This window comes from Nonomuraea sp. NPDC052116 (assembly GCF_040680035.1).
GTDB lineage: Bacteria > Actinomycetota > Actinomycetes > Streptosporangiales > Streptosporangiaceae > Nonomuraea > Nonomuraea angiospora_A.
Genome location: NZ_JBFAWA010000010.1, coordinates 192621 through 206969 on the forward strand (window position 1 = coordinate 192621; position 14349 = coordinate 206969).

At 69.0% G+C, this 14349-nt stretch carries 15 protein-coding genes; 6 read left to right on the plus strand and 9 right to left on the minus strand.

Annotation, left to right across the window (positions count from 1 at the left end):
* Positions 1–28: 28 nt before the first annotated feature.
* A complete protein-coding gene (locus AB0L65_RS21500; RefSeq protein WP_364248042.1) occupies positions 29–349 on the minus strand; it encodes a hypothetical protein in 321 nt (106 codons plus the stop codon).
* 510 nt (positions 350–859) lie between these two features.
* Here AB0L65_RS21500 and AB0L65_RS21505 point away from each other — a divergent pair.
* Positions 860–1735 carry an alpha/beta fold hydrolase gene (locus AB0L65_RS21505; protein WP_364248044.1) on the plus strand — a complete coding sequence of 292 codons (876 nt, stop codon included), beginning with the start codon at positions 860–862 and terminating at the stop codon, positions 1733–1735.
* 158 nt (positions 1736–1893) lie between these two features.
* Here the strand turns inward: AB0L65_RS21505 and AB0L65_RS21510 are convergent, their stop codons facing one another.
* From AB0L65_RS21510 to AB0L65_RS21520, 3 genes are all read right to left on the minus strand, one after another.
* Complete coding sequence (locus AB0L65_RS21510; RefSeq protein ID WP_364248046.1) at positions 1894–2922, minus strand: hypothetical protein; 1029 nt, start codon at positions 2920–2922, stop codon at positions 1894–1896.
* Positions 2919–3248, minus strand: a complete 330-nt coding sequence (locus AB0L65_RS21515; RefSeq protein WP_364248048.1) for a PadR family transcriptional regulator — start codon at positions 3246–3248, stop codon at positions 2919–2921. Before AB0L65_RS21515 ends, AB0L65_RS21510 begins: the two co-directional genes overlap by 4 nt.
* A gap of 88 nt (positions 3249–3336) precedes the next feature.
* On the minus strand, positions 3337–3792 hold the full coding sequence (locus tag AB0L65_RS21520; RefSeq protein WP_364248050.1) for an ATP-binding protein: 456 nt from the start codon (positions 3790–3792) through the stop codon (positions 3337–3339).
* 197 nt (positions 3793–3989) lie between these two features.
* On the opposite strand from AB0L65_RS21520, the gene AB0L65_RS21525 reads away from it, so the two are divergent.
* Together AB0L65_RS21525 and AB0L65_RS21530 are read left to right on the plus strand one after the other, a co-directional pair.
* Entirely contained in the window at positions 3990–4817 is an 828-nt protein-coding gene (locus AB0L65_RS21525; RefSeq protein ID WP_364248052.1) for a helix-turn-helix transcriptional regulator, read from the plus strand.
* Positions 4807–5019 carry a DUF397 domain-containing protein gene (locus tag AB0L65_RS21530; protein ID WP_364248054.1) on the plus strand — a complete coding sequence of 71 codons (213 nt, stop codon included), beginning with the start codon at positions 4807–4809 and terminating at the stop codon, positions 5017–5019. Before AB0L65_RS21525 ends, AB0L65_RS21530 begins: the two co-directional genes overlap by 11 nt.
* 675 nt (positions 5020–5694) lie before the next feature.
* Here AB0L65_RS21530 and AB0L65_RS21535 read toward each other — a convergent pair.
* From AB0L65_RS21535 to AB0L65_RS21545, 3 genes are all read right to left on the minus strand, one after another.
* A complete protein-coding gene (locus AB0L65_RS21535; RefSeq protein ID WP_364248056.1) occupies positions 5695–7083 on the minus strand; it encodes a xylan 1,4-beta-xylosidase in 1389 nt (462 codons plus the stop codon).
* Positions 7084–7243: 160 nt separating this feature from the next.
* Positions 7244–7993 carry an SDR family NAD(P)-dependent oxidoreductase gene (locus AB0L65_RS21540; protein WP_364248058.1) on the minus strand — a complete coding sequence of 250 codons (750 nt, stop codon included), beginning with the start codon at positions 7991–7993 and terminating at the stop codon, positions 7244–7246.
* Between the two features lie 43 nt (positions 7994–8036).
* On the minus strand, positions 8037–9065 hold the full coding sequence (locus tag AB0L65_RS21545) for a phosphotransferase family protein (RefSeq protein WP_364248060.1): 1029 nt from the start codon (positions 9063–9065) through the stop codon (positions 8037–8039).
* Between the two features lie 158 nt (positions 9066–9223).
* Here AB0L65_RS21545 and AB0L65_RS21550 point away from each other — a divergent pair, with 158 nt between their 5' ends.
* Both AB0L65_RS21550 and AB0L65_RS21555 read left to right on the plus strand, forming a co-directional pair.
* Positions 9224–10306 (plus strand): GNAT family N-acetyltransferase, encoded by a 1083-nt coding sequence (locus AB0L65_RS21550; RefSeq protein ID WP_364248061.1) that lies wholly within the window; start codon positions 9224–9226, stop codon positions 10304–10306.
* Positions 10303–11436: a DegT/DnrJ/EryC1/StrS family aminotransferase gene (locus AB0L65_RS21555; RefSeq protein WP_364248063.1), complete on the plus strand. Its 1134-nt coding sequence runs from the start codon at positions 10303–10305 to the stop codon at positions 11434–11436. Before AB0L65_RS21550 ends, AB0L65_RS21555 begins: the two co-directional genes overlap by 4 nt.
* Here AB0L65_RS21555 and AB0L65_RS21560 read toward each other — a convergent pair.
* Together AB0L65_RS21560 and AB0L65_RS21565 are read right to left on the minus strand one after the other, a co-directional pair.
* Positions 11417–12124, minus strand: a complete 708-nt coding sequence (locus AB0L65_RS21560; protein WP_364248064.1) for a hypothetical protein — start codon at positions 12122–12124, stop codon at positions 11417–11419. The genes AB0L65_RS21555 and AB0L65_RS21560 overlap by 20 nt on opposite strands.
* Positions 12125–12229: 105 nt before the next feature.
* Positions 12230–13612 carry a PLP-dependent aminotransferase family protein gene (locus tag AB0L65_RS21565; protein WP_364248066.1) on the minus strand — a complete coding sequence of 461 codons (1383 nt, stop codon included), beginning with the start codon at positions 13610–13612 and terminating at the stop codon, positions 12230–12232.
* Between the two features lie 71 nt (positions 13613–13683).
* Here AB0L65_RS21565 and AB0L65_RS21570 point away from each other — a divergent pair, with 71 nt between their 5' ends.
* Positions 13684–14322 (plus strand): pyridoxamine 5'-phosphate oxidase family protein, encoded by a 639-nt coding sequence (locus tag AB0L65_RS21570; protein ID WP_364248068.1) that lies wholly within the window; start codon positions 13684–13686, stop codon positions 14320–14322.
* The last annotated feature ends 27 nt before the right edge of the window (positions 14323–14349 follow it).

Here is a 14349-nt window from a genome sequence, read left to right on the forward strand (position 1 = left end):
CCCTGCCAAGGCCGTGCCCGGAAGCCCGCTACAGGTCACGCTTGGGAACCGCAGCGGCGTCGGCATCGACGGCCTCCACCACCATCGCCCGCATGGCCGCGCCCGTCCCCGCCAGGTTGTCCCCCAGGTGTGCGCACGCCTCCCCCATGAGGTCCCGTACGGCGGCCATCGCCGCGCCGACCGCCCCCGAACCCCACGGCTCCAGCCCTTCGGTTTCGGCCCGCAGCGCAGCGGCCGCCCCCGTCATGATCCCCGCGGCCTCCTCCACCCGGCGTGCCCCGTCCTCCAGAGCGGCCGGCCGAATCCGCCACTCGCGCCCCACGTCGGCTCCCCGTCGCTCGTCCGTCACCGCCGCCGGAACCATAACGCGCGGATACCCGGACGAGGCTCCTGTTCAACGAAGCTGAAAATGTATAAACAAAGGTCAGAAGCCGTTCACCGGCCCGATTACGCGACGTTCACGGAACCCTTTCATCTCCATGCGGTCGACCTTCGGGGAGGGCGTGATGGGACCTGATTTTGGCGGTAGGCAGAGGCGGCCGACGATCTTGCGCACTATCGCAGATAGGGGTGCGCTATTTGCGACAGCGTGGATCTCGTTGTTGGCGCTCGGTGGAGACCCGATGGCCCTGCCGCCTACTGTCGTCTGCCAGTTAAGTCGAGGCACTGCCAGAAGAGTTGAGGCCTCGGCGCCACCGTGCCACTGGAGTTGAGGCAGGCGGCAGCAGACGTTGGGCAGCTGGGGCGCGAAGGGCAGTTACTGAGGTACGACCGGTTCTATCGATCGCGGCGCGCTGTTCTCGGCCGGGCCATCGGTAAATGTCGGCGTTCGGCAGCAGATAGCCGCTACCGTGCCTCCATGTTGGATGCGCACGAGCGATTTGTGGCCTCCGGGCCGCTGCGGATTTGGACTGAGCGGGTCGGGGATCCTGGGCTTCCCGCTGTTTTGATGGTCATGGGGTCGGCTGCTCAGGGTGTCAGTTGCCCTGATGCACTGGTTGGTCGGCTGGTTGAGCGTGGGGTTCAGGTGATCCGGTTCGATCATCGGGACACCGGTCGGTCCAGCGTTGTCGACTTCGATGCCCACCCGTACACGATCGGGGACATGGCTCGCGACTGCCTGGCTGTGCTGGACGGTTATGGACTGAGCTCCGCTCATGTGGCTGGGACTTCCTTGGGCGGCATGATCGCGCAGTGGCTGGGTGTGCACGCGCCGGACCGGGTCCGGTCTTTGACCGTGATGTCCAGCTCGCCGATGGGTCATGATCTGAGGCCGGTGTGGGCACGGGCAAGGGCCGGGGAGCCGGCCGACCCGGATGATCTGCCGCCGCCGTCGCCGGCATTTCTCGCGCATAGGGCCGCCGGGCTGCCGCCGGGTGTGGAGTCCGACGTGGCCTTGTTCCGGGTCTTCAACGGGCCGGTTCGGCTGTTCGACGAGCGGGCCGCCCGGGCGATGCTGGAGTTGGCGCTGTCGCGGGCTACCGACCCGGCGGCCGCTGCCAACCATGACCAGGCCGCGTGGATGGATGCCCCTGACCTGCTCGCCCCGCTGTCGTCGATCACTGCGCCGACCTCGATCGTGCACGGCGACCAGGATCCGGTCTTTCCGCTCGGTCACGGCGAGGCCCTGGCTGCCGCGATTCCGGGCGCGGTACTGCACGTCGTGCCCGGGATGGGCCATGTCATGACTTCACCCGGCCTGCCCGAGGAGGTCGCCGACCTGATCCGGCTGTGACCCGACCTGCGGGGGCGGGGCCGCGCCGATGAACAGCCGCGTGGTGAACCGCCTCTCGATGGTGGCGAGACCTGAGGATCGAGCGGCGTCAGTCCTGGCACCCTCTACCACCACACGTCACCGTCACCGTCACCGGGGACCCGAGCTACAGACGACACCTACCCCGATCTTTTCCCGACCTTGGAAGTCACGGGTGCGGTCCCGGAGGCGCCCAGCAGGCCCCGCGCGCCCATCCAGGCGAGCGCGGTGGACAGAACCCAGAGCACCGCGCATTGGGCGCAGACCATCGTCCACGAGGCGCCCTCGGGAAGGTTTTCGAGCAGGGGCAGCCGCACCATCAGCAGGAGCAGCCCGGTGGCCGTCATGGCCAGCGCCCATGACGGGGAGCTCCGCCGGGCGAGGACGACCACGGCACCCGCCGCCCATACGAGGATCGTCGTGCCGAAGCCCAGCCACAGGTAGGGCCAGTCCGGGTTGTACGGTCGCAGGGCGACGAGCAGCCAGGTGCCGCACAGCACCGCCAGGCCGGCGGCCGCCGGTGACAGGGTGGCCGCCCACGACCGGCGTCGCGGCGTGATATCGCTGTGGAAGCCCATCAGGAGCGCGATCACCGGCGCCGCGGTGAACACCAGGGTCGCGGGTTCCGACAGCGGCCGGTCGGTCAGGGGCCCGGCCAGGATCATCGGGATCAGCGTGTAGACCAGTGGGGCTGTCACCCCGATCACGGCCGTGACCTTCGCCGTCCTGACGTGGCCGCGCATGATCGCCACGAACGCGACGGCCGAGCACAGGTCAGCCGCGGAGACGGCGATCGACACCAGCCGTTCGACGGAGCCTGGCGAGCCCGTCCACGCGACGTCCGTGCCGAACGCCAGCGCGTGCCTCCAGTACAGAAACTGGTAGACGCTGCCCACGGCCTGATAGCCCAGTCCGAGCAGCGCCACGAGCCGGACGGCCTCACCCCAGGCGACGAAGCGAGGAGAAGCGCCCGGGCCGCCGAGGCGCACCCGTAAGGATAGAGAGAGCACGCTGGCGATCTCGCCCCACCGGGGCCGCGGGTTCGCCTCGTCGGGCGCCTCGCCCGACAGCTCCATGAACGCGTCCACCATCTCCTCCTCGCGCTCGGCGCGGTAGGAGGCCGGCAGCAGGCGCAGGACGGAGCGGTAGCGCTGTTCGAGCAGGCTCATGCGGCGCCTCCGGCCATTCTGGCCCGCAGGCGGGCGGTGGCGGCCTCGGCGGTGGCGGCCATCTTGGCGGCCTCTTCCCGGAGCGCCTTGGCGCCATCATCGGTCAGCCGGTAGTAGCGCCGCAGCCGTCCGTGCTGGGCCTCTTCCCGGTCGAGTTCGACCAGGCCGGCGGCCGAGAGCCGGTCGAGCACGCCGTACAAGGTGCCGATCTTGAGTTGCACTTTCCCCTCGGACAGCCGATCGACCTCCTGGACGATCCCGTAGCCGTGCCGAGGCTCATCCGCCAGCGCGGTCATCGCAAGAAACATGGACTCCGTGATGTTCACCCGTCCACGATATCCTGACTTACAGGATATCGTGGATGCTGCGATCGCATCGGCGCCAGACCGCCACTCAGGATGAAGGGCTCACGGATCACCGAATGGGGACGTGGCACCAGACCACGCGTTCCTCTCGCTCGGTGAGGTACGTGCCCCACCTTCCTTCGCAGATCGCGGCGACGGTGGCGATACCCATTCCTCCGGGCCGCCTCATATGCGGGATCCAGTCGTTCCAGTCAGCCGGGAGCGGCAGGCATTCCGGCTCCGACATGGGGTTGCCGGGATCGGTGACGACGAGGCGGACGCAAGACACCGGCTCGTCCAGACCTTCGTCCAGACGGAGGCGCACCCAGTCGCGACCAGGACCCTTGAGCGCGTGCCGGACAGCGTTGGTGACCAGCTCGGAGGCGACGAGCTCGGTGTCGTGCAGCGCGGGATGCGCCGATCCCAGCCAGGACCTCACGGCCAGCCTGGCGCGGTGGGGTGCGTGCTGATCCTGCCGCAGCGTGGTACACCGCAATCGCCGAGGCACTGCCGCGCCTTGCCGCATGGAAATCACCTCGAAGCACACAAGAGCGGTCGGAAGGTGGAGGGCTACACAGGCCTAAAACTCCGTAGCCACTGCACAGAATGGCGTCAGGCAGTTACGTTGTGTTGCCAAAAGGCGGCTTCACTTTCCGCCAACCACCGGCCAAGTGTGTGTGGGTCTTGTAGGGACGTGCGGAGACAGAGGCGAAGGGTCGTGATATGACCGTAAACGGGGAAGAACCTGGCCTACGCGCACGAGCGGAGTATGGCGCGCGGATGCGGAAGTTTAGGACACGTCAAGGGCTGTCGCAGGAACGCCTTGCGACGGCTCCCGGGGTCACCTACAGCGAGAGCCAGATAGGGGCCGTCGAACGCGGTAAGCGCACGCCGAGCGAAGCTTTCACGGAGGAAGTCGAGCGCGTTCTCGGACTGAATGGGGAGCTGAAGGAACTGCTGCCCGAAATCCACAACGACTTCGGCCCCAAGTGGTTCAGACCCTGGCCCGGCATCGAGGCCACCGCCCACACCATTCGCACGTCCGAACCATCCCTGATTCCTGGGCTCCTCCAGACGGAGAGGTACGCCGAGCAGATCTTTCTCGGAGAGCCCGGTGTCCCTCCTGATCAGATACAGAAGAGCGTCCAGATTCGGCTCAAGCGTCAGGCGGTGTTCGACCAGCCGAAGCCACCCATGTATTCGACTCTCATCGACGAAACCGTCCTTTCCCGACCAGTCGGCGGGGCAGGGGTGATGAGGGAGCAACTCGCGCACCTCCTCGCCGTTATGAAGCATTCGTGCATCACAGTCCGGATCGTGCCCTTGGCCGCAGGGCTCACCACCGGACTATTGGGCGCTTTCGAGATCGCGCAGTCGGACGGCTCGCCCGACACCGCTTATCTCGAAAGCTCCCTGACGGGAGAGGTGATCACAAACATCGACAAGGTCCGGGCCCTCGGCGTGCGCTGGGATGCCTTGAGCAGCATGGCGCATCCAGTAAACGTGAGCGAGAAGATCATTCGCGAGGTGATGGAGAGGCATGGAGACTGACAACGAACTGGCAACCGCCGCATGGCGCAAGGCCAAGGCGTCCGGCGGTAACGGCGGGAGCTGCGTCGAAGTGGCTCCACTCAGCGGCGGACGCGTCGCCGTGAGAGACAGCAAGGACCGCAGCGGCCCCGCCCTGATCTTCACCGCACCAGAGTGGGCCGCCTTCAAGGACGGCATGGGCAAGGGCGAATTCGACTTCTAGCCGGGAAAGACCCGAAAGAGGGGCTCGATCCGTTCCGAGCCCCTCTTTCTGCTGCGTGCCGAGATCCCTACACCGAGATGACGGAAGCCTCCACACACGCCCCGAGGGATGTGCGACTACGACGGATGACCGTAACGTCGCAGGTGGGAAGACGTAGAAAGGTCTCTGTCGTGAGAGTTTCAGCAATCAAAGAAGAGGGCGCTTCAAAGAATCGCCCGTCGCACCCCGAAGAGAAACCCCACCCCGGCGAACCTCAGGCGCCGAATCGGGAAGACGATGGCCGCGCGCGTCAGCCAGGGCGGCGAGGGCCATCGACGGAGCAGCCCGACGGTGCCCAGATATCGCGGAATCTGCGGGAAAGCCTGCGGTTCCTCGCCGAGCACGACCCTCGCTAGCTCGCGAGCCGACCCAGGCCGACCAGCACGGGATCGCTCGGGGCGGGCTCCAGAGGCCAACTGGGTAACAGGGCAACCGGCGGGGCCTAAAGCGAGCGAAGCGAGCGGGGGTTTCGGGGTGGGCTCCAGCAGGCCAACCCGGTAACAGGGCAACGGGCGGGCACTGGCGAGCGAAGCGAGCGAGGGGTTGGGGGGATCGAAAGGGGGGGGCGAAGCCCCCCTTGGGCAGCGCAGCCTGGAATCCCGTGTGCGAAGCGCCCCGCTGTGGAAGGCCGTGCTTTTAGGTGCCGCCGCGGCCCGACCATTTGATTTCGTGGGGTTTCAGGGTTACCTGGCGGCCGTCGACCGTGGCCGTGACCTCGCGGTCCGAGGTGTTCACCATGACCACCTGGCGTTCCTGGCCGATCGCCTTGATCTTGGGGTCCGAGGTTGTCACGGGTCCGACGCGTACGCCGGCCGGAAACCATTTGGTGAAGCCGCTGAGCAGGCCCGCCATCGGCATCTCCCCGCCCACCTTGGGGCTCCAGAGGCAGCCGGCGCAGTCGCCTCGGCTCTTCTGCTGCGGGTTCCAGTAAAGGGCCGTCGTCACGCCGCTCTTGGCGAATTCCATCAGCGCCGTCGCCTGCACCGCCGTGCGCTTCTCCTCCGACCAGCCGGAGTTCTCCGGCTCGACGTACCATTCGGCCCACCACACGGGCAGGTCCTTGCTCTTCTGCCGCAGCCACGTCGTGATGGCGGCGAACTTGGCCTGGGCGGCGAAATCGTCGGGGACGTTGCCCCGGTCGTTCGTCATGGACGCGCCGTCCACCACGACGAAGTCGGCGCCCTTATTGTGCTCCAGCCAGTACGTGATCGCGTCCAGCGCCCGCTGGTCCACCGTGCCCCACGGGCCGCTCAACTCCGAGGGGCCGCCCTTGGAGTTGCTCTCGATGGGGATGTACGGGCCGCCGACCTGGATGTCCTTGTTCACCTTCTTCAAGGCCGCGTAGACCTTGTTGTACAGCTCGGTGTACCCCTCGGCGTCCCAGCGGTTCGTGGACGGGTCCCAGAAGCCCTTGAACTCGTTCCACACCATGTAGTGCTTGACCGTCGGATACTGCTTGGCGACCGTGGCGGCCAGTTTGGCGTAGTCGTCGAAATGCTCGCGCTTGGGCGCGACCGTGTGGTTCTTGCTCCAGTCCGTACGCCCGGCCTGCCCGCCCTTCATCCAGTCCGGCGCGCAGCACAGCGTGATGACCGGCACCGCCCGCGACGACGCCATGAACTTCAGCCGCCGGTCCAGGTCACGGAAGTTGAACTGCCCGGGGCTGGGCTCCGGGTTGCCGACGCCCCAGCCCATGATGTGCTGGTTCTGCAGCATCGGGACCCGGCCGAGCACACCCCTGGCCTCCTCCACGACCTGCGGCGGCTCGTTGTCCGCGCTGTACTGGGTGTGGGTGACACCCCAGCGCGGCCAGTTGTCGAGCGCGGGCGGCTGCTCCAACTGCGGCGCGGGCTCGCTGGGGAGCGTCGTGGCGACGTCCTCACCCTTGAACACGCTGCGTGACTGGCTGCGCATCGACGCGTAGACCATGATGCCCGCCACCAGTACGACGGCGAGGACGCCCGCTCCCAGCGCGAGCGGCCACGGTGATCGTCTTCGTGCGTGCCGGCCGTCAGTCGGAATCACCGAATGCTCCTCATGCTGCGGCAAAGGTACAAGGACTCACGAACCTACAAGGGCTCTGGATTCTGCGAGGGCTGCGAACGTTCCAAGAGAGTGCAAACGTACTAGAGCCTGACCCTTAATAGGCTAATCGCCCCACTTGCAAGGCACTTGCCGTTTCCGTTCAGGAGACAGGCGGACGCTGGCCTCCCACGGGGCCCGGAACCCCTGCGTAGCGGTACGGGACCGGCGGCCGGCCGGGCTGCACGACCAGGAGCGTGCCGGGGGTGTCGGCGTAGAAGGCGGACTCGACGGCGGCGGCCACGTCCTCGGCTGTGAGCAGGGGGAACCCGGCGTTGACGAACATCTCCCGCGACTCCGCCACCAGCGGCGTGTCCGTGAATCCGGGACAGACGGCGCTGATGCGGATGTTCTGGGCGGCCAGCGGCTCGGCGAGCGCCCTGACCAGGCCGACGACGGCGTGCTTGGTCATCGTGTAGATCGGGTCGCCGGCGAAGCCCACGAGCCCGGCCAGCGACGAGGTGGCCACGATGGCGCCCCCGCCCGACCGCTGGAGCAGCGGGACACTGGCCCGCACGCCGAAGACGACGCCGTCCACGTTCACCCCGACCACCTGGCGGTAACGCGTCAGGTCGAAGTCCGCCAGGTCCACCCGGCCCGAGATCCCCGCGTTCAGGTGGACCAGGTCGAGCCGTCCGTAGCGCTGCTCGGCCAGCGCCACCGCCTCCAGCGAGGCCTCCTCGCGGCTGACGTCGGCGGCCAGCCACGCGCCGTCCACCTCCTTGGCCAGCCTCTCGGCGCCCTCACCGTCGAGGTCGACGAGGACGCACTTGACGCCGCCCGCCGACAGCCGCCGCGCCACCGCCGCCCCGATGCCGCTGGCCGCTCCGGTGATGAGTGCAACTGTGCTCATGACGTGCTCCTTGCGTCGGGGGTGTCCTCGCGAAGGCCGACCGTCAGGGCTGGTCGAGCATGCGATGCGCACGGGAGATCAGCGTGGGCACCGCGGACCCGATGCGGTCGAATCCCTCCCCAACGGTCTTACCTTGCCGGAACCGGGCGTGGATACCCTCCACGATGACAGCGAGCTTGAAGTTGCCGAAAGCCACATAAAACCCAAGATCCGAAATATCCCGGCCGGAGACCTTGGCGTAGTGCGCGGCGAACTCCGCCGCGTTCATGAACCCCGGCGCCACCGTCACGTCCCCCGCCACGGGGATCCGCGCCCGTTCCTCGTCCCCCTGATCGTGCCAGTACGTCAGCGTCAGCCCCAGGTCGGCCAGCGGATCGCCCAGCGTGGACATCTCCCAGTCCACCACGGCCATGATCTCGATCGGCTCCCCGAACCGGATCAACGTGTTGTCCAGCCGGTAGTCGCCGTGCACCAGCGTGCTGTCGGAGGCGGCGGGCAGCCGCTCCCGCAGCCGCTCCACCAGCCGGTCGTACTCGGGCAGGTCGGCCGTCTTCGACCGCTCCCACTGCTGCCCCCACCGTTCGAGCTGCCTGGCCAGGTAGCCCTCGGGCCGCCCGAAGTCCCCGAGCCCCACCTCGCGGTAGTCCACCGCGTGGATGGCCGCCAGCACCTCGGCCAGCCGCTCCGACAGCCGCCGCGTCTGCGCCGGCGACGGCGAACTGAGCTCCTCCCGGGTCCGTACGGCGGCGCCCTCCACGTACCCCATGAGATAGAACGGCGCCCCGATGACGGACTCGTCGGCACAGAACGCGATCGGCGAGGGCACCGGCACGGGCGTGCCCGACAGGGCCGAGATGACCCGCCACTCGCGCCGCATGTCGTGGGCGGTGGGCAGCACGTGGCCGAGCGGCGGCCGGCGCAGCACCAGGCGGCGGTCGCGGGCCTCGATCAGGTAGGTGAGATTGGACCTGCCGCCCGAGATCAGCGAGACGGACAGCGGCTCGCCCGCATCGGGCACGTTCCGGCCCATCCACGTGATCAGTGCAGGCCAGTCGATGCCAGGTACGGTCATGAACACACATTAGAACGCCACTCTGTCCTGAACACCACCTGAGAGTTCGGTAACGTTCGGGACCTGCGGTTACGACTGCTCTGGTAATAACCTTTACCCTGGCTGTACAGGTCCCCCCTCAAGCTTGAAACACAGTGGCATGCCGACGGTAGGAGCCCATGCGCGTCACCCTTGCCCTGCCCCGTGAGCTGGGACAATCCGAAGTGAGCCGCTGGAGAGAGCTGCAGGAGGCGGACCCCGCGCTCGACAGCCCCTTCTTGTCCCCGGAATTCACCATCGCGGTAGGCGAACTCCGAAATGTCGTACGGGTCGCGGTCCTTTACGACGGCCCGGACATCGTCGGTTTCTTCCCCTTCGAACGACATCCCCTGGGCATCGGCAAACCGGTCGCCGCGGGGCTGACCGACGCGCAGGGGATGGTACGTGCCAAAGATCTCCCCATCGATCCGCGCCGCCTCCTCAAGGAGTGCGGGCTGGCGGTGTACGAGTTCGACCATCTGGTCTCCGGCCAGCCGCTGCTGAACGAGCGGCACGAAAGGCATCCGTCGCCGATCATCGACCTGCGCGGAGGCTACGAGCACTACACCGACATCCTCCGGGAGCACTCCGGCAAGACGTACAAGACCACCCTGGCCAAGTCCCGCAAGCTGCAGCGCGAGGCCGGGACGATGCGTCACGACTACGCGACCACCGACCTGACGCCCCTGCACACGCTGCTCGGCTGGAAGACCGACCAATATCGCCGCACCGGGCGCACCGACAGGTTCGCGCACCGGTGGATCGTGGAGCTGGTCGAGCGGCTGCTGGCCACCCAGTCGGACAGCTTCGCCGGGGTGCTCGACATGGTCTCCGTGGACGGGCGGCCGGTGGCCGGGCATTTCGGTCTCCGCACGCGTACGACGCTCGCCGGCTGGTTCCCCGCCTACGACACCCACTTCGCCAAGTACTCCCCCGGCCTCATCCACCACCTGGCGATGGCCGAGCAGGCCGCGGCCAACGGCATCGAGGTGATCGACATGGGCCGGGGCGAGAAGGAGTACAAGGACAAGCTCAAGACGGGCCAGCTCGAAGTGGCCGAGGGGCGGGTGGCCAGGCTCGGGGCCGCCGCCGGGGTCCACTGGATGATGCGGGTGCCGGTGCGCAAGACGCGCGCCACGGTGATGGCCAACCCGTTCCTGCTCAAGACCGCCGACAGGGCGCTGAAGACCTACGGACGGCTCCGTACCGTCCTGCAGGGGTGAGGCTCGTCGAGGAGCGCACAGGCCGTCGCTGCCTGGCGCTCCCCTCCAACCGCCTCGGCCTCTACCTGGCCTTACGCCACTGGTGCGAGCCGGGCCAGCGGCTGCTCATGTCGCCGATCTCGGCCGACGAGATCCTGTTCCTGGTGCTCGCTGCCGGCCTGCGCCCGGTGATCGCGCCGCTGTCCCCGCGCGACGGCAACATCGACGTCTCCCGCGTCGACCTCGCCGCGGTGGACGCCGTCCTGACGACCAACCTGTACGGCCTGCCCGACGACGCCCCTTCCTTGTCCGGAGAAATGTCCGGAAAAATCCTGATCGAGGATGTGGCGCACGCCATGGAGACGAGCATCGGCGGCCGGCCGCTGGGGACCTTCGGCCAGGCCGGGGTGTTCAGCCTCTCCAAGCATCCGGGGGCGGGCTCGGGCGGCGTCCTGGTCGTCGAGCACGAGTCCGACCTGCGCGCGCTCCAGCGTGCCCGTGACGCCCTGCTGGCCCCCGGCTCCCTGCGGGCCGACCTGACCGGCGTGGCGACCTCGATGGCCCGCCAGGTGGCGCTCAGGCTCGACCTCGTACGCCCCGCGCTCAGGCTCATGCGAGCACTCGGCATGCAGGAGGACCGCGAGGGCTACCGCATCGCCCTGGAGCCCGAGGCCCTGAAGCAGGCACTCGAGCGGATCCCCGAGCTGCCGCCCTTCGACCCCTGGGTACGCGCCGACCTGCACGACTACCGCGCCCGCCGCGGCCGGGTGGCCCGCTGGTACCAGTCCAGGCGCCTGGCCAAGGTCTCCGCCGACCGCGGACGGCGGCTGGCGGGCGTCGCGGCCCTGGCCGAGCTGCCCACGGTCGCGCCCGCCGTGCGCGACGACGTGCGCCGGCCGCTGTTCCGCGTGCCGCTCCTGGTGCGCGACAGGGACGCGGCCATCGCCGAGCTGGAGCGGCGCGGGGTGGCCACGGGCTACCTGTACGACCCGCCGTACGACGACTACGCCCCCGCCTTCACCGAGCCCTCCCCCGACCCCGGCCCCGCGCGCTGGTGGGCGCGGCACGTGCTGCCCGTGGACCCCGTGTACGCCGCCCGCGCCCTGCCCGTCCTGCGCGACCTCGAGCCCCCTACGCAAGGTCCGCCCTGATCAGCCGCAGGAACGCCTTCAGCCCCGTGATCACCTCCTGATTGTCGTTCAGCCCGTCCACGGTCTCGTCGAACCGGCGGGCCATGAGCGTCATCCGGCGCCCCAGATCGTGGTCGGCCAGCTCCAGGCCCTGGCGGGCGGCGTTCAGGTCGTCGATGTCCCTTTTGAGGCCCTTCATGACCGTCTCCAGCTCCGACACCCGGTCGCGCAGGGAGATCACGTCCGCGCGCGGGTAGCGCACCTCCTGCCCGAGCGTCCTGACCCGGTCGCGCAGGTGCTTCGTGTACGCCGCGATCGGCCGGAAACTGGTGGCGAGCAGGTAGAACCCGGAGAAGTAGTAGCCGAGCTGGGCTCCCGCGAAGAACGTGACGACCGCGATCACGGCGGCGGAGACGACGTGGCCGGAGATCGCGAGCACGAGCATGCGCCGGGCGATGCGCCGCGCCTCGTCCTCGCGGTGCCGGGCCACCTCGATGCCGGCCTCCCTGGACACCTGGATCTCGTGGAGGACGTGGCGGGCGGCCAGGCACAGGTTCCACGGGACGGTCAGGACGACGACCAGCCAGAGCAGGCTGATCGCGCCGGCGCCCAGCGAGAGGAGCGTGGACGGCGCCACGCCCGCGTAGAGGATCAGCCAGGCGGTGAGCAGGGTGACGATCAAGGACGCGAGGAGTAGCCACCATTTCATGGGGTTCAGCATGCTTCGGGGGTGGGGTGGGGGGCGAGAGCTCGGCTACTCAAATCCACCCTGAGCACCCGACGTACTCCGGGTCGCTTGAGGAGTGGGCGGGGGTCAGTGGGGGTGGGTGGAGCGGATGAGGTCGGCGAGGATGCGGCAGCCGCGGCGGACGTCCGCGAGCGAGGCGGAGCCGTAGCCGATCACCACGCCGTGCAGCCGCGCCCGCCCGTGGTGGTGGCGGCCGATGGAGTCGAGCAGGACCCCGCGCTCCCTGGCCCGCTCGACCACGTACGGCTCGACCGACGACGGCAGCTCGGCCACCACGTGCAGCCCGGCCGTGTCGCCGCGCAGGCGGCAGACGGGCCCGAGGAGCTCGACGACCGCGGCGCGGCGGCGGGCGTACTCCAGGCGCATCCTGCGCAGGTGCCGGTCGAGGTCGCCGCACTCCAGCAGGTTGATCACGGCCTGCTGGACGGGCCCGCTGGTACGGTCGCCGACGCTGCGCCGCAGGCGGGCGATGGCGGCGACCAGCTCGGGATCGCCGACGAGCCAGCCGACGCCCACGTCGGGCGCGAGCGTCTTGGAGAGCGTGCCGAGGAGCACGACCCGCGAGGGGTCCAGGCCGTAGAGGGCGGGCAGCGGGGCGACGTCGTAACGGAACTCCGCGTCGTAGTCGTCCTCGACGATCGTCGCACCTGTGCTCCTGGCCCAGGCCAGCAGCCGCTCCCTGCGCGGGATCGGGAGCCGCCCGCCGAGGGGGTACTGGTGCGCGGGCGTGGTGTAGAGCACGCGGAGGTCGCCGGGCAGCCCGTCCACGATCACGCCGTCCTCGTCCACCGGGCACGGCACCACCTGGGCGCCCCTGGCCTCGAAGACCGTCCGCGCCACGTGGTAGCCCGGGTCCTCGACGCCGGCCCGCGTGCCGTTGCCGAGCAGGGCCAGCGCGCACAGGTCGAGCCCGTTGCCGGTGCCCCGGGTGACCAGGATGTTCTCGGGGCCGACGGCCATGCCTCTGGCCCGTCTCAGGTGGTCGGCGAGCAGCTCCCTGAGGCGCGGCAGGCCGTACGGGGTGGGATCGGCGCCCGGCGGCAGGTCGGCGGCCTTGCGCCAGGCCCGCTTCCACGCCGCCAGGTCGTAGTCGCGCACCCAGGGCTGGCCGGGTGTGAGGTCGATCCAGTCGGCGGGGGCGGGCGGCGGCGCGGGCACGTACGGCGTCTGCTCGCGCGGCGGCGGGGCCACCTCCATGTCGGCCACGAACGTCCCGGAGCCGTGCCGCCCGTCCAGCCACCCCTCCGCGTACAGCTGCTGGTACGCCTCCGTGATCACGGTCCTGCTCACCGCGAGCTGGGTCGCCAGGGAACGCGTGGACGGCAGCCGCTCGCCGGGCGCCAGCGTGCCGTCCAGCATGGCGCGCCGCAGCCAGTCGGCGAGCTGCGCGGTCAGCGGCGCGTCCGAGTCACGGGAAAGGGAAACGGGCAGGTCAACATGGGTACGCACGGAAGTGGTCTCTGCGAAGGGCTCGATAGTGGCCCTACAGGATAGGTCCACTTCCTGGTTACGGTCGAATCATGCTCTCCACCACTTCCCGTACCACGCTCGGCCGCTCGAAGGAGCGGGGCAGCACCGACAGGAACGATCTCCACGAGGTGCTCGACACCGGCCTGGTCTGCCACCTCGGCGTGGTCGTGAACGGCCACCCCATGGTCGTCCCCACGGGCTACGGCCGCATCGGCGAGACCCTCTACCTGCACGGCTCCACCGGGGCCACGACGCTGCGCGCCGCCGACGGAGGCGAGGTGTGCGTCACGGTCACGCACGTGGACGGGATCGTGCTGGCCCGCTCCGTCTTCCACCACTCGGTCAACTACCGTTCGGCGGTCATCTACGGCCGCGCCAGGCTCGTGACGGACCCGGAGGAGCGGATGGCGGGGCTGCGGGCCCTGTCGGAGCAGCTCGCGCCCGGCCAGTGGGACTACGTCAGGCAGCCCAACCGCAAGGAGCTCGCCGCCACCGCCGTGCTGGCCCTGTCGCTGGAGGAGGCGTCGGTCAAGATCAGGCGCGGGGCGCCCAAGGACGAGGAAGAGGACTACGACCTGCCGGTCTGGGCCGGGGTGCTGCCCCTGGTCACCACCTGGGGCGAACCCGAGCCAGATCCGATGCTCCCAGAAGGTATCGACGCGCCTGTTCACATCCTCCATCGGGAGTAGTTCCATTGAGCAGGCAACACCTGCACC

Coding starts and splice junctions, on each gene's coding strand:
- AB0L65_RS21505 (WP_364248044.1), top strand. CDS start 860: ATGTTGGATGCGCACGAGCGATTTGTGGCCTCCGGGCCGCTGCGGATT.
- AB0L65_RS21510 (WP_364248046.1), bottom strand. CDS start 2,922: ATGAGCCTGCTCGAACAGCGCTACCGCTCCGTCCTGCGCCTGCTGCCG.
- AB0L65_RS21520 (WP_364248050.1), bottom strand. CDS start 3,792: ATGCGGCAAGGCGCGGCAGTGCCTCGGCGATTGCGGTGTACCACGCTG.
- AB0L65_RS21525 (WP_364248052.1), top strand. CDS start 3,990: ATGACCGTAAACGGGGAAGAACCTGGCCTACGCGCACGAGCGGAGTAT.
- AB0L65_RS21530 (WP_364248054.1), top strand. CDS start 4,807: ATGGAGACTGACAACGAACTGGCAACCGCCGCATGGCGCAAGGCCAAG.
- AB0L65_RS21540 (WP_364248058.1), bottom strand. CDS start 7,993: ATGAGCACAGTTGCACTCATCACCGGAGCGGCCAGCGGCATCGGGGCG.
- AB0L65_RS21545 (WP_364248060.1), bottom strand. CDS start 9,065: ATGACCGTACCTGGCATCGACTGGCCTGCACTGATCACGTGGATGGGC.
- AB0L65_RS21550 (WP_364248061.1), top strand. CDS start 9,224: ATGCGCGTCACCCTTGCCCTGCCCCGTGAGCTGGGACAATCCGAAGTG.
- AB0L65_RS21560 (WP_364248064.1), bottom strand. CDS start 12,124: ATGAAATGGTGGCTACTCCTCGCGTCCTTGATCGTCACCCTGCTCACC.
- AB0L65_RS21570 (WP_364248068.1), top strand. CDS start 13,684: ATGCTCTCCACCACTTCCCGTACCACGCTCGGCCGCTCGAAGGAGCGG.